The organism is Nocardiopsis sp. KDC1DS13DA1, from assembly GCF_055632325.1.
The window spans coordinates 277,868-296,462 of sequence record NZ_JBVMUY010000029.1; the positions used below are offsets into that span (position 1 = coordinate 277,868).

The 18,595-nt window shown below is 71.2% G+C and carries 13 protein-coding genes; 3 read left to right on the forward strand and 10 right to left on the reverse strand.

Annotated features, from left to right (window positions below; translation table 11 throughout):
- Positions 1 to 300: 300 nt before the first annotated feature.
- From ACTVAJ_RS19295 to ACTVAJ_RS19335, 9 genes are all read right to left on the reverse strand, one after another.
- Positions 301 to 2,349 (reverse strand): penicillin-binding transpeptidase domain-containing protein, encoded by a 2,049-nt coding sequence (locus tag ACTVAJ_RS19295; protein ID WP_470389586.1) that lies wholly within the window; start codon positions 2,347 to 2,349, stop codon positions 301 to 303.
- Positions 2,350 to 2,372: 23 nt separating this feature from the next.
- Complete coding sequence (gene smpB / locus ACTVAJ_RS19300) at positions 2,373 to 2,837, reverse strand: SsrA-binding protein SmpB (RefSeq protein WP_116244894.1); 465 nt, start codon at positions 2,835 to 2,837, stop codon at positions 2,373 to 2,375.
- Between the two features lie 74 nt (positions 2,838 to 2,911).
- Positions 2,912 to 3,823, reverse strand: a complete 912-nt coding sequence (gene ftsX / locus ACTVAJ_RS19305) for a permease-like cell division protein FtsX (RefSeq protein WP_470389587.1) — start codon at positions 3,821 to 3,823, stop codon at positions 2,912 to 2,914.
- A gap of 90 nt (positions 3,824 to 3,913) precedes the next feature.
- Positions 3,914 to 4,603 carry a cell division ATP-binding protein FtsE gene (gene ftsE / locus ACTVAJ_RS19310; protein WP_017596794.1) on the reverse strand — a complete coding sequence of 230 codons (690 nt, stop codon included), beginning with the start codon at positions 4,601 to 4,603 and terminating at the stop codon, positions 3,914 to 3,916.
- Between the two features lie 371 nt (positions 4,604 to 4,974).
- Positions 4,975 to 6,096: a peptide chain release factor 2 gene (prfB, locus tag ACTVAJ_RS19315; RefSeq protein ID WP_470389588.1), complete on the reverse strand. Its 1,122-nt coding sequence runs from the start codon at positions 6,094 to 6,096 to the stop codon at positions 4,975 to 4,977.
- A 60-nt stretch (positions 6,097 to 6,156) separates the two neighbouring features.
- Positions 6,157 to 8,289 carry a SpoIIE family protein phosphatase gene (locus ACTVAJ_RS19320; protein WP_470389589.1) on the reverse strand — a complete coding sequence of 711 codons (2,133 nt, stop codon included), beginning with the start codon at positions 8,287 to 8,289 and terminating at the stop codon, positions 6,157 to 6,159.
- A 383-nt stretch (positions 8,290 to 8,672) separates the two neighbouring features.
- Entirely contained in the window at positions 8,673 to 13,538 is a 4,866-nt protein-coding gene (locus ACTVAJ_RS19325) for an NAD-glutamate dehydrogenase (RefSeq protein ID WP_470389590.1), read from the reverse strand.
- Between the two features lie 344 nt (positions 13,539 to 13,882).
- Positions 13,883 to 14,626, reverse strand: coding sequence for an HAD family hydrolase (locus ACTVAJ_RS19330; protein WP_470389591.1), 744 nt, complete (start codon positions 14,624 to 14,626; stop codon positions 13,883 to 13,885).
- Between the two features lie 29 nt (positions 14,627 to 14,655).
- Entirely contained in the window at positions 14,656 to 15,528 is an 873-nt protein-coding gene (locus tag ACTVAJ_RS19335; protein WP_470389592.1) for a helix-turn-helix domain-containing protein, read from the reverse strand.
- A 73-nt stretch (positions 15,529 to 15,601) separates the two neighbouring features.
- Here ACTVAJ_RS19335 and ACTVAJ_RS19340 point away from each other — a divergent pair, with 73 nt between their 5' ends.
- Together ACTVAJ_RS19340 and ACTVAJ_RS19345 are read left to right on the forward strand one after the other, a co-directional pair.
- Positions 15,602 to 17,008 (forward strand): MFS transporter, encoded by a 1,407-nt coding sequence (locus ACTVAJ_RS19340; RefSeq protein WP_470389593.1) that lies wholly within the window; start codon positions 15,602 to 15,604, stop codon positions 17,006 to 17,008.
- A gap of 106 nt (positions 17,009 to 17,114) precedes the next feature.
- The gene (locus tag ACTVAJ_RS19345) at positions 17,115 to 17,261 is read left to right on the forward strand and encodes a hypothetical protein (RefSeq protein WP_470389594.1); all 147 of its coding nucleotides are present in this window, start codon (positions 17,115 to 17,117) and stop codon (positions 17,259 to 17,261) included.
- Positions 17,262 to 17,333: 72 nt separating this feature from the next.
- Here ACTVAJ_RS19345 and ACTVAJ_RS19350 read toward each other — a convergent pair whose 3' ends face one another.
- Positions 17,334 to 17,861, reverse strand: coding sequence for a winged helix-turn-helix transcriptional regulator (locus ACTVAJ_RS19350; protein WP_470389595.1), 528 nt, complete (start codon positions 17,859 to 17,861; stop codon positions 17,334 to 17,336).
- A gap of 59 nt (positions 17,862 to 17,920) precedes the next feature.
- On the opposite strand from ACTVAJ_RS19350, the gene ACTVAJ_RS19355 reads away from it, so the two are divergent.
- A complete protein-coding gene (locus ACTVAJ_RS19355) occupies positions 17,921 to 18,565 on the forward strand; it encodes a dihydrofolate reductase family protein (RefSeq protein ID WP_470389596.1) in 645 nt (214 codons plus the stop codon).
- Positions 18,566 to 18,595: the final 30 nt, after the last annotated feature.

Genomic DNA, 18,595 nt, shown 5'->3' on the forward strand with positions numbered 1-18,595 from the left:
CGCTCGACGTGCACCACTCTACCCGTACAACGGTGTGGGTACCAAGCGGATTCCCGGGGCCGTCCGAACAGGGAGAAACCCCCGCGGGCGCGGACGCAAGACAGGTCTACGCCTCCCGCGGGGGCGGTCGGCAGGGTCGGGCCGACCTTGGGAACCGACAGAGCCTCCCCCGAGATGAGGTCCTGTCTCCTACTGGGCCGCTACCCCCTGTCGCGGCCCCAGTCATAGGGGAAGACGCGAGCGACCCTCCGGAGGGTTGCCCGGAGGGTCGCTCGGATGTCCGGCTGGTCCCGGAGCCGCTCAGAAACCCGACTGGCCCGTGGTGTCCCCGGTCGTCCCCGAGGCGTTCCCGGTCGGAGCGGCCGGACCGGTGACCCCGGTCGTGCCCGCGGTCCCGTCGTTCGCGGCACCGATCCCGTCTCCGGTCGCGACCGTACCGCCGGTGCCCTCCGTCGGGGTCGGCGTCACCGGCTCCGGCGCGCCGTTGGCCAGGTAGTTGAGGAAGGACCCCGCCGAACTCATCGCGTAGTGACCGGTCAGGGTCAGCTGGGGGTCCACCTCGGCCAGCACCGCGAAGGCCACGTCCCCCTGGTAGCCGACGAACCAGTGCAGCGCCGTCCCGTCCTGCTCGGTCCGGGTGGCCTGGCCGAGGACCTCCTCGCCGTACAGGTTCAGACTCGACATCCGGGTGGCGACCGCCTGGCGCATCCCCTCCCGGACCACCTCCAGGTCGGCCTCGTCCAGCTCCGAGGGCGCCACCTCGGCGGGCCCCTCCTCCCGGACCAGGGTCGGCGCGTTCCACGTCCCGTCGGCGACGGCCGCGGCGGCGAGCGCCATGGACAGCGGGCTCACCCGCACCCCCTGCTCGCCGTTCATCGCCAGGGCGACGTCGGCCGCACCGTCACCGATGCTCACCTCGCCGGGGTTGCCCGGCAGCGGCAGCTGCCAGTCGGCGCCCAGGCCCAGCCGAGCGGCGGTCTCGGTGAGCGCCTCCGCGCCCACCCGCTCCCCGAGGTCCGCGAACCCGACGGTGCAGTGCGCCGCCAGGTTGGTGGCCAGGGTCGGGCTCAGCGGCACGACGGTCCCCGACGGGTTGGTGACGGTCTGCCCGCCGACCTCGGTCTGGAACCCGCACGGCATCTCGGCGCCCGGCTCCAGCGCGCCCGACTCCAGCGCCGCCAGTGAGGAGACGATGGTGAACACGCCACCCGGGGCGTAGGAACCGGTGAGGGCTCCGTCGTCGGCGGTACCGCCGGTCGCGCTCGCCGCGGCCAGGACGTCACCGCTGGCGGCGTCGACGGCGACCAGGTAACCGTTCCCGGGCAGGGTGGACAGCGCCGCCTCGGCGGAGCGCTGCACGGCCGCGTCCAGGGTGGTCTCGACACCGCCGCTGAGGTCGCCCTCCCAGGACTCCAGGACGGTCTCCTCACCGTCACCGCCCAGGGAGACCACCTGGGTGGTGGCCGAGCCCGCCAGCTCGTTCTGGAAGATGTTCTGGAGGCCGTTCAGACCGACGGTGTCGCCCGCCTGGTACGGACCCGGGACGCGGGCCGAGACCCGGTGCTCCGCCGTCCCGGCGACCTCTCCCAGCACTCCGGGGGCCACGGAGGGCGTCAGGTTGATCTCGACCGCCTCGGTGCCCGCGCCGGGAATCGCCGTGACCTGGTCGACGAGCGCCTGGTCCACGTTGGCCTCGCGCATCAGCACGAGCGGTTGGAACTGCTCGGGCGGCGCGGAGCGCACGCGGTCCAGCAGCGGCTCCGGATCCTCGTCGAGGAGTTCGGCGAGTGCGGTCACGCCCGCCTCGGCGTCGTCCATCCGCCCCGGGTACACCCCGAAGGCGGTCACGCTCTCACCGGTGACCAGGGGTTGGCTCTCCCGGTCGAGGATCTGGCCGCGTTCCTGGATCTCGTAGCTGACCGCGAGCCGCTCACCCTCGTCCAGTTCGGGGTGGATCACGCTCGGCGACCAGGTGATCCGCCACCCGTCCGGGCCCCACTCCAGCGGCATCCGGCCGGTGTAGTTCCAGGTCGGGTCGCCGATACCGAGGTCGGCGGTCACGTCGAACTCGGCGGTCGCGGAGTCGCCCTCGCGGTCGATCGGCCCCAGGCCGAACCGCAGGTTCGCCAGGTCGAGCTGGTCGTGGACGTCGGCCAGGGCGCCCGCGACCTCACCGGTGTCACCGGTGGTGAACGCGGCGGCCTGCTCGTGGTCCCCGTTCTGCCAGGCCAGCAGGAAGGAGCGGACGGCCACCTCAGGGCTGGGGTTGGGCGTGCACGCCGCCAGAGTGACGGCCATGGCCACGCCGCTTCCGGCGGCCGCGAATCGGCCGAGGAGACGGGGGGACACCGTGTGTGTTCCTTTCGGGCGCCTCATCGACGGCGGCGAAGCGCGCGTTCCATGTCCCGCTTGGCTTCGCGCTCGGCGATGGCGTGGCGCTTGTCGTACTGACGCTTACCCCGCGCCAGGGCGATCTCGACCTTGGCCCGGCCGTCGCTGAAGTACAGGGACAACGGGACCAGGGTGTATCCGGGCTCCCGGGTCTTTCCGATGAGCCGGGAGATCTGCGCGCGGTGCAGGAGTAGCTTACGGGATCGGCGGGCCGCGTGGTTGGTCCAGGTCCCCTGGGAGTACTCGGGGATGTGGACGTTCTCCAGCCACACCTCCCCGTCGTGGATGTGGGCGAAGCCGTCGACGAGCGACGCCCGCCCCTCCCGGAGCGACTTGACCTCGGTCCCGGTCAGGACCAGGCCCGCCTCGTAGGTCTCGTCGATGTGGTAGTCGTGCCGGGCACGCCGATTCTGCGCGATGGGCTTGCGACCGGTCTCCCGTGCCACAGTGGTTTCCCTTCAATACGGTCGGGGGCACACGGCCCCCTGCCCCCGCGTGCCCCCTTCCGACGACCGTCGGATCAGATCTTCAGGTAGCGGCGCAGGGTGAGGAACGAGGTGATGGTGCACAGCAGCACACCGAGGATGATCGACACGCCGATGACGGCGAGCAGTGCGCCCGTGTCCACCGCCACGTCGAACTGGAACCACTCCTCGATCCGGCTGAGCAGCGTGAACCGGGTGGCCACGATGAACCCGGAGGCGATCAGACCACCGATGAAACCGGCGATCGCGCCCTCCAGCAGGAACGGGAGCTGGATGTAGAAGTTCGACGCACCGACCAGGCGCATGATGCCGGTCTCCCGGCGGCGGCTGTAGGCCGACAGGCGGATGGTGTTGCCGATCAGCAGCGCGGCCGCGGCCAGCTGCACGCCCGCGACCACCAGGGCGGCCCACTTGAGGCCGTCGAGCAGGCCGAAGAAGTCCTCCAGCACGCTCTGGTCGTTGGAGACGCTGTCGACGCCCGGAGCCCCGGAGACCGCGTCGCGCACCGTGTTGTAGTGCGACGGGTCGGTGAGCTGCACCCGGAAGTTGTCCGGGATGTCACCCTCCTGGGCCGCGTTGGCGAGCGCCTCGTTCGTGGAGCCGATCCGCTCCTGGAAGTCCTCCCACGCCTCGGCGGCGGACATGTACTCGACGCTCTCGACCTGCGACATGCCCTCAAGCTGGGACTGGAGGGCGTTGCGCTCCTCCTCTGAGGCGGCGCCGTTCTCCTGGCAGGCCTCGGCCGGGGAGATGTCGTTGCACATGTAGACGGTCAGCGTGATCCGGCTGTCCCAGAAGTTGCGCATCTCCGACACCTGCTGGTTGACCAGCAGACCGCCACCGAACAGGGCGAGGGAGATGGCCACCGTGGTGATGACGGCGACCGTCATCGTCAGGTTTCGGCGCAGGCCGATCCAGGTCTCGGAGAGAACGAATTGTGCTCGCATGATCTGTTACAGGTCCATCCTTGGAAGCTTTGCCGCGCCGGTGTCCTCGCAGCGGTGGTCGGCGACCCGGCGCCGCGGGCGCGCCAGAGGTCAGTACGCCTGGCCGTAGACGCCGCGTGTCTGGTCGCGCACCACGAGGCCCTCTTCCAGCTCGATCACGCGCTTACGCATCGAGTCGACGATGGCGGCGTCGTGCGTCGCCATCACGACGGTGGTGCCCGTGCGGTTGATTCGGTCGAGCACCTTCATGATGCCGATCGAGGTCGCGGGGTCGATGTTTCCGGTGGGCTCGTCGGCCAGCAGGATCTGCGGGCGGTTGACGAACGCGCGCGCGATCGCGACGCGCTGCTGCTCACCACCGGAGAGCTCACCGGGCATGCGTCCGGCCTTGCCCTCCAGACCGACGAGTTCGACGACCTCGGGCACGACCTTGCGGATGAACCGCCGGGGCTTGCCGATGACCTCGAGCGCGAAGGCGACGTTCTCGAAGACGTTCTTGTTCGGCAGCAGCCGGAAGTCCTGGAAGACGCAGCCGATGCGCCGGCGCAGGTGCGGCACCTTCCAGTTGGACAGGCGCGCGAGGTCCTTGCCGGCGACGTGGACGCGCCCCTTGTCGGGCTTCTCCTCCTTCAGCACCAGCCGGAGGAAGGTCGACTTACCCGAGCCCGAGGGGCCGACGAGGAAGACGAACTCGCCCTTGTCTACGTCAATGGAAACGCCGTCGAGCGCGGGGCGCTTCTGGGTCGGATAGACCTTGGTGACGTTGTCGAAGTGGATCACAGGCGCATCACAAGGGTCTCGAAGGTATGGGCACCCGCGTCGAAGCACGGCTTCCCGCGGGATCGTACCGGCCGCATGGCCAATCGACAGTGTATGGGGGCACGCCACCCGGATTGTCCCGATCGTGGCACACCACCCAGATCATGGCACCGTCGAGCGATGGCCACGAGCATATCGGAGGCGTCAACCGATGATAACGTTCATATATAGCCCTTTCGGTAAAAGTGCGGAGTCGCCCTCATCACCTTTGGGACACGGACCACTCCGGTCGCACAGGCGTCCGGACGGCCCCGGTGCCCCGGTGGTACCCGGGTTCCCGGGCGGCCCGCCCCCGCACGTGTCGCCGTCCCCGGACGGGGACACCCCGAGGGTCAGCCCTGGCCGTCGTTCCGTTCCCGGCTGCGCATCCAGCGGATCTCCGCGTCGATGAAGCCGTCGATGTCACCGTCCAGGACACCCGACGTGTTGCCGGTCTCCGCCCCGGTCCGCACGTCCTTCACGCTCTGGTAGGGGTGCAGGACGTAGTTGCGCATCTGGGTGCCCCAGCTGCTCGTCGACTCACCGCGGATCTCGTCCAGGGCGGCCTGCTCCTCCTGCCTCTTGCGCGCCAACAGCTTGGCCTGGAGCATCGACATCGCGGTCGCCTTGTTCTGCAACTGCGAACGCTCGTTCTGGCAGGACACGACGATGCCGGTCGGCATGTGGGTGATGCGCACCGCGGAGTCGGTGGTGTTGACCCCCTGGCCGCCGGGACCGCTGGAACGGTACACGTCCACGCGCAGCTCGGACTCGTCGATCTCGATGTGGTCGCTCTGCTCCACGACAGGGACGACGTCCACCCCGGCGAACGAGGTCTGCCGACGGTTCTGGTTGTCGAACGGCGAGATGCGCACGAGGCGGTGCGTGCCGTGCTCCCCGCGCAGGGTGCCGTAGGCGAACGGCGCCCGGACCGCGAAGGACGTGGACTTGATGCCCGCCTCCTCCGCGTAGGAGGTCTCGAAGATCTCCGTGGGGTAGCCGTGCCGCTCGGCCCAGCGCAGGTACATGCGCTGGAGCATCTGCGCCCAGTCGGCGGCGTCCACGCCCCCGGCCTGGGAGTTGATCGTCACGAGGGCCTCGTGCTCGTCGTGCGGGCCGTTGAGGAGGGTGCGCACCTCCAGCTCGCCGATCTCCTTGCGCAGCTGTTCCAGCTCCGCGTCGGCCTCGGTCCGGGTGTCGTCGTCCTCCTCGGCCTCGGCGAGTTCGTAGAGCACGCCGAGGTCGTCGAGGCGCTGCCCGATCGAACCGAGCTTGTTGACCGTGGACTCCAGACTGGAGAGCCGCCGCGTCACCTTCTGCGCGTTCTCCTGGTCGGCCCACAGTTCGGGGTCGGCGGACTGTTCACGCAGTTCGGCGATCTCGGTCCGCATCGCGTCGACGTCCACCACGGCGGTGACACTCGCGAGGGTCGCCGCGAGCTCCTTGATTTTCTCTGCTGGGTCCAGTTCTGCCACGCCCCCAGTCTAGGGCGTACGCGACGGCCCCCGCCCGGGCCGGGGAGGGGCCCGTCGGCCTCATCCGCCGACCGCGCTCGGCCGGAGCAGGAGCAGGGCGATGTCGTCGCTGTGGGGAGCGGCGGACCGGCCGTGGCGGACGAGGGCGTCGGCGAGGACGTCCATCGGCTGGTGTCCGGCCCGCGCGAGGTGGGCGGCGAGGTCGGCGATGGCGTCACCGAGGTCGGTACCCGGGGCTTCGACGAGGCCGTCGGTGTAGAGGGCGAGCACGGCGCCGGGCAGCAGGGGGATCTCGACGGTCTCGTAGTCGGCGGCCGGGTCGATACCGAGCAGGAGCCCGCGTGGCGGGTCGAGGACCTCGGCCCGCCCGTCGGGGTGGCGCAGCAGCGGGGGCGGGTGCCCCGCGGAGGCCAGGTGGGCGCGGTGCCGCGCCAGGTCGATGTGCGCGTAGAGGCAACTGGTGAACAGGCCCGGGTCGAGATCGGTGAGTAGGCGGTTGATCCGGCTGAGGACCTCCCCGGGAGAGGCTCCGGCGGTCGCGTGGACGGCCGTGCGGACCTGCCCCATGAGCGCGGCGGCCCGTACGTTGTGGCCCTGGACGTCGCCGATGGTGGCGGCGACGGTGGTGTCGTCGAGGCGGATGAGGTCGTAGAAGTCGCCGCCGATGTCCATGCCGTGGGCCGCGGCCAGGTAGCGCGCGGCCGCCTCCAGTCCGGGCACCGCGGGGAGGGCGGCCGGGAGCAGGCCGGTCTGCAACCCGTGGGCGATCTGGTGTTTGGCGTCGTACAGGCGGGCGCGGTCCAGGGCCTGGGCGATCAGCCCGGCGAAGGAGGACAGGACGGCCCGCTCCTCCGGTGTGAAGGAGTGCGGCTGGTCGTAGGAGACGACGCAGCACCCGACCGGGCGGCCGGAGACGATCAGCGGCAGGAAGGCCCAGGACGCCCTTCCGCTCAACCGCGGGATGTCGGCCTTGATCCGCTCCATCTCGGCGGGGGAGGCGAAGAAGAGGGGAACCCCCGTGGTCAGGGCGCGCACGCTGGGCGACGTCTCGTCCCGGAAGGGGGAGTAATCGAGGCGGTCGACGACCTCGGGCCGGTAGCCGCGGTGGCCGACGACGCGGAGCCGGTCGCCCTCGGTGACGGACACGATGAAACCCTGGGCGCCGAAGGCGGACATGACCTGGTCGGCGGCCAGTTCGACCACGTCCCGGACACTGACGGCCTCGGTGAGCGTGGCGGCCAGCCGCATCAGGTCGTACAGCGAGCCCGTCGGCGCGGACGCGTCGCCCGCGTGCCCCGATCCCTGGTTGACGGCGGCGACGGTGCCGTCAGCGGGGGTGATGAGGACGCTGATACCGGAGGCGTCCGGATAGAGCCGGAAGTCCAACCGCCGGTCCGGTGGGCACAGCGCGGTGAAGGACGTCGGTCGACGGCTGATCACCGCGGCCCGGTAGCGGTCCTCGATGCCCAGGTCGTCCAACCACGGCAGCACCTGCCACGGCAGCGCCCCGAGCAGGTGCGGGACACTGCTCCCGACCAGATCGGCCGCGGTGGCGTCGATGAAGGTGATCCGGCCCTCCAGGTCCAGCGAGCAGCAACCCTCCGGGAGGCGGCCCGCGAAGTCCACCGCGGCCAGCGCCTCGACCAGTCCGGGTCGGCGAGGACGCGGCGGGGACCAGACATGCGGCTCGCCTCCGGCCGTGACGGGGTGACCGTCCTCGGCGGCGTTCTGGAGAACCGCGCCCATCCGGTCGCAGACGCTGTCGACCGCCTCGCGTTCGCGCGCGCTCAGGTGCGGCGGACGCGATCCGGGCCACAGCAGGACCACGCTGCCCCACACGGTGGTACTGGTCGTGATCGGCGCGGCGGCCAGCGCGAGGTGGTAGGGCAGTACGAACGCGAGCCGAGGGTAACGGAAGGCCAGCTCCGCCTGGCTCCCGACCCACACCAGGCGCCGCTCGCGTACGGCCTCGGCCGCCGGGATCGGGTCCACCAGCGACACCCGTGCCCACGGCGCGGCGACCTGCCGGGAACCCCCGGCCAGCGCCACCAGCCGCAGGAGCCGATCGCCCGGCGCCCACAGGTACACCGAGCCCACCGAGGCTCCGGTCTCCCGAACGGCCCGGGCCAGGGCGCGGTCCAGCAGTCTCGGTCCGGAGCCCGTGTCAGGGTCGGAGCCGTCGGTCTCCCGCACGCTCTCACCCTCTCCCGTGCGCCCCGTACGAGGGTCCCCGTACGCGCCACCCGCCGCGCCCCGCCAGCCCCCGGTCCCCGTCGTGGGCACCGCCCGTCGGCCCTCCGGACGGCGGCGCCGTCGTCGGCCGCGGCCGAGCCGGCCCGGTGTCGCGTGTCAGCCCAGAAGCGCGAAAGCACTCATACGAACACGATACGCGCAGATGGGGGACGGGGCACGCGTTCGACACCGCGTGCCCCGTCCCCCCTTCCCCAGGGTTCGGTCAGGAAACCGTCAGCCGTCCCCTCGTCGGTGTTCCCGGTCCTCCGCCGCGCTTCGGACCGGGTCCGGGCACCCCGGAGGCAGGGACGCTGCCTCCCCGGGGCACCGTTCGCGAACAGGCCCTAGTCCACCAGGGAGCGGACGGACCGCAGGGCCACCGACAGCGTCGGCAGGTCGAAGCGCTCACTCTCCTGGATCTCCGAGAGGGTGATCCCCGCCCGCTCCACGCGGTCGCTGTTCTGCTCGGACCAGGCGTCGAGCAGCTCGGCGGTCGAGTCCGTGTCGGCCGCCTCCAGCACGCGCCCGGTGAGGTCGGCGTGCGCGGAGTAGAGGTCGTCGCGGAGTGCGGAGCGCGCCATCGTCGCCCACCGGTCCTCGCGCGGCAGGTCGATGATCCGCTCACGCCACCAGCTGATGTCGAGCCGGTCGGCGAGCTCGAAGTACAGCTCGGCGACCTTCTCCACCGGGCGTCCGGTGCGGTGCGCGATCTCCACCAGGTCGAGGGTGGAGTAGGCGGGCACCATCGCGGCGACCTGCTCGGCCAGTCCGGCGGGCACGCCCATCGCCGTGTACCGGTCCCTACGTCCGACGTAGGCCTCCCGGTCGCGTCCCCTGAGCAGGCCGACCAGGCGCGGAAGGACCTCGCCCACGCTGTCGGCGAAGTAGCCGATCTCGCTGCGGATGTCGAACGGGAAGCTGCGGTGGCGCAGCAGCCACCGGGCGGAGCGCTCGGCGAGCTTGCGGGTCTCCAGCAGCAGGGCCAGCTGACTGTCCACCGAGATCACGTTGTCCAGTTCCTCGACCTCACCCCAGTACTTGCGCAGCTGGAGCACCTCCTGGACGACCAGGTAGGCACGGGCGATGTCGGCGGCGCTGGAGCCGAGTTCCTCGTTGAGCCGGAAGGCGAAGGTCACCCCGGACCGGTTGACCATCTGGTTGACGACCTGGTTGACGATGATCTCCCGGCGCAGCGGGTGTGAGGCCACGCCCGGGGCGAAGCGCTCCGAGCGCAGCGGCGTCGGGAAGTAGTCGGTCAGGGTGTCGGCCAGGTAGGGGTCGTCGGCCAGGTCCGAGCGGCCGATCTGCTCCTTGAGGTCGATCTTGGTGTAGGACAGCAGCGTCGCGAACTCGGGGCTGGTGAGCCCCTTGCCCACCGTCCGCCGCTCGGCGATGACCTTGTCGGAGGGCAGGTCCTCCAGCTTGCGCTTGAGGAGCTTGGTGCGCTCCATGTGGCGCATGTACCGGCCGTGGACGTGCAGCATCTCCGTGGTCTGCTTGCGCGCGGCGGCCAGCACGGTGTTCTGCGCGTAGTTGTTGTCCAGCACCAGCGAGGCGACCTCGTCGGTCATGTCGATGAACAGCTGGTCGCGGTCGGCCTTGGACAGCTCGCCCGTCCGCACCTCGCGGTCGAGCATGATCTTGATGTTCACCTCGTGGTCGGAGGTGTCCACGCCCGCCGAGTTGTCGATGGAGTCGGTGTTGATCCGACCGCCCTCGCGGGCGTACTCGATCCGGGCGGGCTGGGTCAGACCGAGGTTGCCGCCCTCGCCGACCACCTTCACCCGCAGTTGGTCGGCGTTGACGCGCACCTGGTCGTTGGCCTTGTCGCCGGCGTCGGCGTGCACCTCGGTGCTCGCCTTGACGTAGGTGCCGATGCCGCCGTTCCACAGCAGGTCGACGGGGGCGGTGAGCACGTACCGGATCAGCTCGTCCGGGGTGACCGCCGTGACCTCCGGGTCGATGCCCAGAACCGCCTTGACCTGGGGCGTGAGCGGCACCGACTTGGCCGAGCGCGGGAACACGCCGCCGCCCTCGGAGATGAGGTCGCCGTCGTACTCCGCCCAGGTGCTGCGGGGCAGCTCGAACATGCGCCTGCGCTCGGCCCAGGAGGCGGCCGGGTCGGGGTCGGGGTCCAGGAAGACGTGGCGGTGGTCGAAGGCCGCCACCAGCTTGATCTGCCGGGACAGCAGCATCCCGTTGCCGAACACGTCACCGGACATGTCGCCGACGCCGACGACGGTGAACGGCTCCTCCTGGACGTTCACGCCCATCTCACGGAAGTGGTAGGCCACCGACTCCCACGCGCCGCGGGCGGTGATGCCCATCGCCTTGTGGTCGTAGCCGACCGACCCGCCGGAGGCGAAGGCGTCGCCGAGCCAGAAGTCCCGTTGCAGGGAGATCTCGTTGGCGATGTCGGAGAAGGTCGCGGTGCCCTTGTCGGCGGCGACCACGAGGTAGGAGTCGTCACCGTCGTGCAGGACGGTGCGCCCGGGGTGGACCACACGGCCGTCGACGAGGTTGTCGGTGACGTCGAGCAGGCCGCTGATGAACTGCTTGTAGCAGGAGACGACCTCGGCCATCACCTGGTCGCGGGTGCCGTCCTTGGGCAGGCGCTTGCAGACGAACCCGCCCTTGGCGCCGCTGGGGACGATCACCGAGTTCTTCACCATCTGGGCCTTGACCAGGCCGAGGATCTCGGTGCGGAAGTCCTCGAAGCGGTCCGACCAGCGCAGACCGCCCCGGGCGACCGAGCCGAAGCGCAGGTGCACGCCCTCGACCCGGGGCGAGTACACGTACATCTCGAACCGGGGCCGCGGGTGCGGCAGGTCCGGGATCTCCTGCGGGTTGAGCTTGAGCACCAGGTACGGGTGGCCCTGGTAGTGGTTGGTGCGCAGGGTGGCGCTGATCGCCGCCGTGAACGCCCGCAGGATGCGGTCGTGGTCCAGGCTCGCGACCGCCTCCAGCTCGCCCTCGATCTTGCGGACCAGGGCGTCGGCGCGCTCGTCGCGCCCGGCATCGGACTGGTCGGGGTCGAAGCGGGCCTCGAACAGCTCCACCAGCAGGTTGGCGATGGAGACGTTGGCGGCGAGCACGTCGGCGATGAAGTCCGGCGTGAACGTGGCGCCCGTCTGGCGAAGGTACTTGGCGTAGGCCCGCAGCACCATGAGCTGGCGCCAGCCGAGCCCGGCGCGCACCACGAGGCCGTTGAACCGGTCGGACTCGTTCAGGTCGCGCCAGGAGGCGTCGAAGGCGTCCTCGAACAGCTCCTTGAGCCGCTCGGACGGCAGGTCGGACGAGGGGATGGGACCGAGGCCGAAGTCGTAGATCCACACCCGGCCGACATCCTTGACCGTGATGTCGTAGGGCCACTCGTCGACGACCTCGACGCCCAGGTTCTCCAGGACGGGCAGGACGTGGCTCAGCGAGATCGGATCACCGATCCGGTAGAGGCGGAAGCGCCAGGCGTCGGTGTCCGGGTCGGGCCGGTAGAGGTCGACGCCGAACTCGCCCGCGCGCCGGTCGTGGTCGGTCCGGCCGAACAGCTCCTCCAGCTCGCCGACGTCGGCGGCCGCGATCTCCGGCGCGTTGTCGACCCGGTAGGCCTCGTTCATGCCGCTCGCGTAGCGGTCCTTGAGCTCGGTCGACCGGGTGGGGCCGAAGCGCTCGGTGAGGGCGGTGTCGAAGTCGGTCTCCCAGGAGCGGGCGGCCTGGCGGACGCGCTCCTCCAGGGCGACCTGGTCGATGTCGGCCAGGGTCTGCCCGTGCCGGGCCCGCGCCACCAGGTACAGGCGGGCGAGCGGGGCGGCGCCGACCATGACGTTGTGGTCCATCGTCGCGCCCTCGAACGCCTCGGCGAGGGCGCTCTGGATGTCCAGGCGCACGCGGGTGCTGTACTCGTCGCGCGGCATGTACACGAAGCAGGACATGTAGCGGCCCCCGTAGGGGTCGCGGCGCATGAACAGCTTGGTCCCGCGCCGGTCGCGCAGGCGCAGGACCCCGCGGACGATGTTGTACAGCTCGTTGACGGGGATCTGGAGGAGTTCCTCGCGCGGGAAGGTCTCCAGCAGCTCGATGAGGTCCTTGCCGTCGTAGCTGTCGGCCTCGAACCCGGCCAGCGCGAGCACCTCGGCCTGCTTGCGGCGCATGATCGGGATCTGGGCGATGCTCATGGTGTTGGCCTGCGGTGTGAACAGGCCGAGGAAGCGCCGCTCGCCGACGATGTTGCCCTGGGCGTCGAACTTCTTGACGCCGATGTAGTCGAGGTACTTGGGACGGTAGACGGTGGCGCGGGAGTTGGCCTTGGTCAGGACCAGGGTGTAGGGCTCGCGGGCCTTGGCGCGGATCTCCGGGGGCAGCGCGGCGAAGCTGGTCGAGGCCGGGGAGTCCATGCGCAGGATGCCGAGCCCGGAGCCGGGTTCGGGGCGCAGGGCGTCGTCGCCGTTCTCGTCGGTGACCAGCGCGTACTCGCGGTAGCCCATGAAGGTGAAGTGGCGGCTGGCCGTCCAGCGCAGGAAGTCGACGCTCTCGCCGATCTCGCGGGGGTCGACGCCGCCGGCGACGAGGCGGTCGGGGTAGGCCGCGAGCTCGTCGGCGATGCGGATCGCCCGGTCGCTCATCTTGGCGGCGTCCTCGTCCACGTAGCGGACGTCGGCCAGGACGCTCTCGACGCGGTCGGTGATCTCCTTGACCCGCTCGGCGTCGGTCTGCCGGTCGATCTCGATGTGCATCCAGGACTCGTCCGTGGGCAGCAGGCCCTCGCCGCCGATCTCCGGGTCGACCTCACGCAGGACGCCCTCCAGGTCACGGCCGACGGTCATCTGGGGATGGATGATCAGGCGGGCACCGGCGCCGAGCTCGTTGAGCGCCATGGTGACGGAGGAGACGAGGAAGGGAGCGTTGTCGGTGACGATCTCCAGGACGCTGGTCTGCTGCTCCCAGCCGTCGTGTTCGACCGTGGGGGTGAACACGCGGACCTTGGCACGGCCGGGCACGCGCTCGGCGCCGAAGGCGCGGTGGGAACCGGCGACGCCGCAGATCTGCTCGGGGGTGCGGCCCGCGAGCTCCTCGGCGTCCGTGTGGCGGTAGTAGAGGGGCAGGAAGCGGCGGACGGCGTCGGCGTCCTGGGGGCTCAACCGGGGCCCTGGGGACCACCTGGCGGCCGCGTCACTGAGCAGCTTCTGGAGGAAGACGTCGGATTGCCCGGACATATGGCTCTCTCACTCCTTTGTGAGCAACGTCGTGTCAGCAGCGGAGGGACACCCGGTCATGTGACCTGTGAACTTCCGTGCTCTCGTGTGAGGATCCGTGAACCCCTCTGGCCGTGAGGGACGCACGGGGATGGTGGTTGGGTGTGTACCTGTGCGCACAGGCGAAGGTCGGCGAGGCTCCGGGACGCCGTTGTCCCGCCCTCACCCGCAGACCAGGCTACTGGTTTTCTCCGCTGAGAACAGGACCAACACCGTTACGCGGTGGTTACGTACTGTAAGAACCGGATTGCGGGGGTCCGTCCCCCCGGCGAACGCCCCTGTTCGGCGGCTCTTGTGAGGGCGTGTTAGGGGGTGGTCGCCTGGTGGACCGCGGTCATCACCGCGCGCGGATCGGTCAGGTCCTCCAGGACCGCCGTCGCACCGGCGTCGCGCAACTGCCCCTCGGTCGCGGAGCCGGTGAGGACGGCGACCGGGACGGCGCCGCCGATGACCGCCGCGCGCACGTCGGGCACGGAGCTGGTGACCAGGACCGTTTCGCCCTCGGCGTAAGTGTGTCCGCCCTCGCCCGCCGCGTGCAGCCGGATGGTCTGGATCAGGCTGGACTTGGGGTAGTTGACCGACCCGAACCCGCCCACGGACAGGTCCAGGTAGGAGTCCAGGCCGAACGCCATGAGCTTGGCGGTGGCGGTCGCGCGGGTGCTGCCGCTGACCACGGTCTGGACGGTGTCGGACATCCCCGCCACCGCCGCGAGCGAGGCCGTCGCACCGGGCATGACGCGCCCCTTGGAGGGGAGTTCGTCCGCGCGCCGGACGAAGGCCGCCTCCAGTGCGGTCAGGAAGCGTTCGAGGGTGGCGTTGTCGGGCTCGACGTCGGTGTCGTTGCGGGCACAGAACTCGAAGAACATCTCCGAGTCCGTGCGCCCCTCGGACGAGGTCAGGTAGACGAGGGGGTCACCGGTGACCTCCTCGAAGGCCTCCGCGTGGGCGGCCCTCGTCACGCGGCCCACGTCGAGGAGGGTGAGGTCGACGTTCCATAGCACCAGGCGGCTGATGGCGGACTCCTCGGGGATCGGGGGCGAGGGACGCACCCATCTTGCCGTATGGGCGGTTCGGCGTGTTAACGGGGACGAGACCGGTCCGTGGCCCCACCGTGTCCGGAGCCGGTCGCGCGCGTGCCCGGAACGGCCCGCCGGACGCCGGAACCGGGCGCACCGCCGGCCAGGGCGGCGCGCAGCGCGGCCGGTGTTCCCCCCGTCTCGGCCCGCACCGCGCGGGTCAGGTGGGCCTGGTCGGCGAACCCCAGGTCGGCGGCGATCCCGGCCAGCCCGCCCGTCCCCTCCTCGATCCGGTCCAGCGCGCGGGCCACGCGGACACGGGTGCGGAAGCGGCTGACCGTCACCCCGGTGTGGTGCCGGAAGGTGCGGCTCAGGTGGGCGGGGCCCACGCCGAGCAGGCGGGCCAGGCGCACGAGGTCACGGGCGTCGGGGTGGTCGGCCAGGATCGCCTCCCGGGCCGACTCGGCCAGCGCGCGGCGCCCCGGACCGGAGGCGGTCACCGGCAGCGGGGTGTCCCGGAAGGCCCGGTGCAGCAAACACAGCAGGCGCTCCGCCGCCGCGAGGTCGTCCGCGGCGCGCAGCAGCATGCGGTGGGCCGTGTCCACCCGTCCGTCGACCCCGAACGCCACGGGCACGGACCGGCCGTCGACGGCGTCCTCCCACAGCTCCCGCCCCACGACGAGCGCGGTGCACTCGTCCCCGCCCTCGGGATGGGAGAAGCTGCGCTCCCGGCCGGGCAGCTCCACGTAGCCGACCGTCCGGTCCACGGTGACCTCACCGCCCCGGCCGCGCAGCCGGAAACGGCCCCGGCGGGCCAGGACGATCCCCACCGTGTCCGAGTCCTCGGGCTCCGACCAGCCCGCGTGATCGTCGGCGCAGGTGACGGCGTGCACCGACAGGTCCGGACCGGTCCGGACGGTTCGTGTTGACCGCATGGTCGAGAGCGTAGGCGGCCCACGCGCAAGGATCGTCAAGACCGGTGCGGGGCCGCCCCCCATGCTGTCGGCCATGACCTCCAACACCAGCGCACCACGGCCCACGGCCATGCTCCCGGGCGGGCTCGCGGTCCTGCTCCTCGGACAGGCCATGGCCACGATGGACGGCTCCATCGCCACGGTGTCCGTGCCCACGATCCGCGCCGAACTCGGCGCGGGCGACGCGGCCCTGCAACTCGTCGTCGCCGGGTACCTCCTGACCACCGGTGTCCTGGTCGTCACCTGTGCGCGGATCGGCGACCTGGTCGGCCACCGTAGGGCGTTCCTGTCGGGCCTGGCCGGGTTCACCCTGGCCTCACTGCTGTGCGGACTGGCGCCGAACACCACCGCGCTGGTGGCCGGTCGGATCCTCCAGGCGTGCGGCGGGGCGCTCATGGTCCCCCAGGTGATGTCCCTCATCCAGCTCGGCCACGGGGGGCGGGCGCTCGACCGGGCGATCGGCCTGTACTCGACGGTGCTGGCGCTGGGGGTGGCGCTCGGCCAGGTCGCGGGCGGGCTGGTCGTCGGGGCCGACCTGTTCGGTCTGGGGTGGCGCCCGGCCTTCCTGGTCAACGTGCCGGTGGGCGTGGTCCTCCTCGCGCTGGGCCCGCGTCTGCTGCCCACCGGGGAACGCGCCAGGGGCCAGCGCCTCGACCTGCCGGGCGCGGTGGTCCTGGCTGCGGGGACGGGCGCGCTCCTCACCGCGCTGGTGTTCGGGCGCGAGTACGGGTGGGGCGCGTGGGCCTGGGTGTGCCTCGGCGGCGGGGCGGGGGGCCTGGCCGTGTTCGTCCGGCACGAGCGGCGCACCGCCCATCCCCTGCTGGACCTCGACGTGCTGCGACAGCGTGGGGTGAGGCCCGGGCTGGCGGCGTGCTTCGCCGTCATGGGATGCTACTCGGCCTTCCTGTTCACCCTCACCCAGCACCTCCAGGACGGGCTGGGGCTGTCACCGCTGGCCGCGGGGGTCGCCTTCGTGCCCTACGCGCTGGGGTTCGGCGTGCTCAGCCTGACCTGGGCCCGCCTGCCGGAACGCCTGTACGCCGTGCTGCCGGCGCTGGGGCCGCCGGCCTTCGCCGGAGGCGTGGCGGTCGTGGTGGCCCTCCTCCGCGACAGCTGGTCCGTGGCCGTGGCCGCCGGGCTGTTCGTCGCAGGGTGCGGCCACGCGGCCGGGTACAGCCCGCTGATCGCGCGTGTTTCCGCGCTGGCGGGCCCGCGACACGCCTCGGCGGTGGCCGCGCTGAACGCCACGGGCACCATGCTGGCCAGTGTGCTCGGGGTGACCGCCCTGGGCGGTGTGTTCCTGGCCGCCGGGAACACCCGGACCGGGCTGTTCGCCAGTGGGGGGCTGACCGTCGCGCTGCTGCTGGCCACCGCCGTGTGTGCGTACCGGGCGACCCGGACCGGCCGGGGAACCGGCCGGTCCGGGGTCAGGCTCTCGTGACCAAGCGGGTGAAGACGGCCCACTGGGCGGCCCCGCCCGGGAGGAAGCCCAGGTCAGGATGCTTGGAGTCGCGGATGACATCTCCCCTGGGTGAGGAGCTGACTCCATGGCGTCATCGAATGTGCCCAACGTCGAGCCGTACACCGAAGTGGTCCAGGTGATCCGGGGAGGTGAGCCCGACGACGACGGCACGGACCTCCCCATGGGCGCGACGCTCATCGGCTCCAGGCGGGTGAGCTACCGCGTCACGTGAACCACGTACCCGTGCCGTTGGGCGGCGCCACCCTCATACCGTGACGCCGCCCATCCGCACGGGTACCGTGGATCAGCCCTCGGAGACAGCCTGCTCGTAGGCCCGGGTGAGTTCGGCGAGGACGCCGTCGACCGGCCGCGGACGGCCGTCGAGGTGCACGGCGCGGAGCTCGGCCATGAACCGCTCCCCCATCTCCGGCCCGCCGTCGGCGAGCAGCTCGGCACGGATCGACAGCTCCGGTGTGGTCGGCAGCCACCGGGCGCCCCAGGCGCCCAACCGCGTCATGACCGGAACGAGCTCGATCGCCGCCCCGGTGAGCCGGTACTCGATCTTCTGCCGGTGGCTCGGGTCGTCGTGCCGGGTCAGCAGTCCGGCGTCCACGAGCTTGGAGAGGCGCGCGGCGAGGATGTTCGACGCGATGCCCTCGACCGAGTTCGTGAGCAGCTCGCGGAAGTGCCGGTGGCCGCCGAACATCATGTCCCGCAACACGACCAGACTCCACCGGTCGCCCAGGAGTTCCATGGTCAGGTTGATCGGGCAACCCGACCTTCCCGGCGGCACGGGCAGGCGATCGCTCTCCTTCGGCCGTTCTGTCGTCATGGGGTTGTACGGTACCACCGGTTGCAAATCGCTATCAGTTGGCTCCCAGAGGAGGACGCATGTCGCAGTTGCTGAGAACGCACAATTTCTGCGTGTCGCGGGACGGGTTCGGCGCCGGTGAGGGGCAGAGCCTGGAACACCCCTTCGGGCACGCGGACCCCGCCGGCCTGCTCTCGTGGGCGGGCGCCACCGCGAGCTGGCCGAACCGCACCGACCCCGGCGGTACACGCGGCCTGGACGACTACATGACCCGCGAGTTCCACCGCAACATCGGCGCGGAGATCATGGGGCGCAACAAGTTCGGCCCCCAGCGCGGCCCGTGGAGGGACTACGAGTGGAAGGGCTGGTGGGGCGACAACCCGCCGTTCCACACGCCGGTCTTCGTGCTCACGCACCACGAACGCCCGTCCTTCACCCTGTCCGACACCACCTTCCACTTCATCGACGCGACACCGGAGGAGGCGCTGGAGCGCGCGAGGGAGGCGGCCGACGGGAAGGACGTGCGCCTGGGCGGCGGTGTCGCCACCGTCCGCGCGTTCCTGGCGGCCGACCTGGTCGACACGATGCACGTCGCGGTCGCTCCGGTCGACCTCGGCAGGGGCGAGAAGCTGTGGGACAGCCCCGACGAGCTGGAGGACCGCTTCCACCACGAGGTGGTGCCGAGCCCCAGCGGGGTCACCCACCACCTGTTCTGGCGGCGCTGACCCTCTGCGCCCCGCCCGGCGGGCGGGGCG

What these genes read in the sequence shown, in the direction of transcription:
- ftsX (WP_470389587.1), bottom strand. Translation starts at nt 3,823, where the DNA reads ATGCGAGCACAATTCGTTCTCTCCGAGACCTGGATCGGCCTGCGCCGA.
- ACTVAJ_RS19325 (WP_470389590.1), bottom strand. Translation starts at nt 13,538, where the DNA reads ATGTCCGGGCAATCCGACGTCTTCCTCCAGAAGCTGCTCAGTGACGCG.
- ACTVAJ_RS19335 (WP_470389592.1), bottom strand. Translation starts at nt 15,528, where the DNA reads ATGCGGTCAACACGAACCGTCCGGACCGGTCCGGACCTGTCGGTGCAC.
- ACTVAJ_RS19340 (WP_470389593.1), top strand. Translation starts at nt 15,602, where the DNA reads ATGACCTCCAACACCAGCGCACCACGGCCCACGGCCATGCTCCCGGGC.
- ACTVAJ_RS19345 (WP_470389594.1), top strand. Translation starts at nt 17,115, where the DNA reads ATGGCGTCATCGAATGTGCCCAACGTCGAGCCGTACACCGAAGTGGTC.
- ACTVAJ_RS19350 (WP_470389595.1), bottom strand. Translation starts at nt 17,861, where the DNA reads ATGACGACAGAACGGCCGAAGGAGAGCGATCGCCTGCCCGTGCCGCCG.
- ACTVAJ_RS19355 (WP_470389596.1), top strand. Translation starts at nt 17,921, where the DNA reads ATGTCGCAGTTGCTGAGAACGCACAATTTCTGCGTGTCGCGGGACGGG.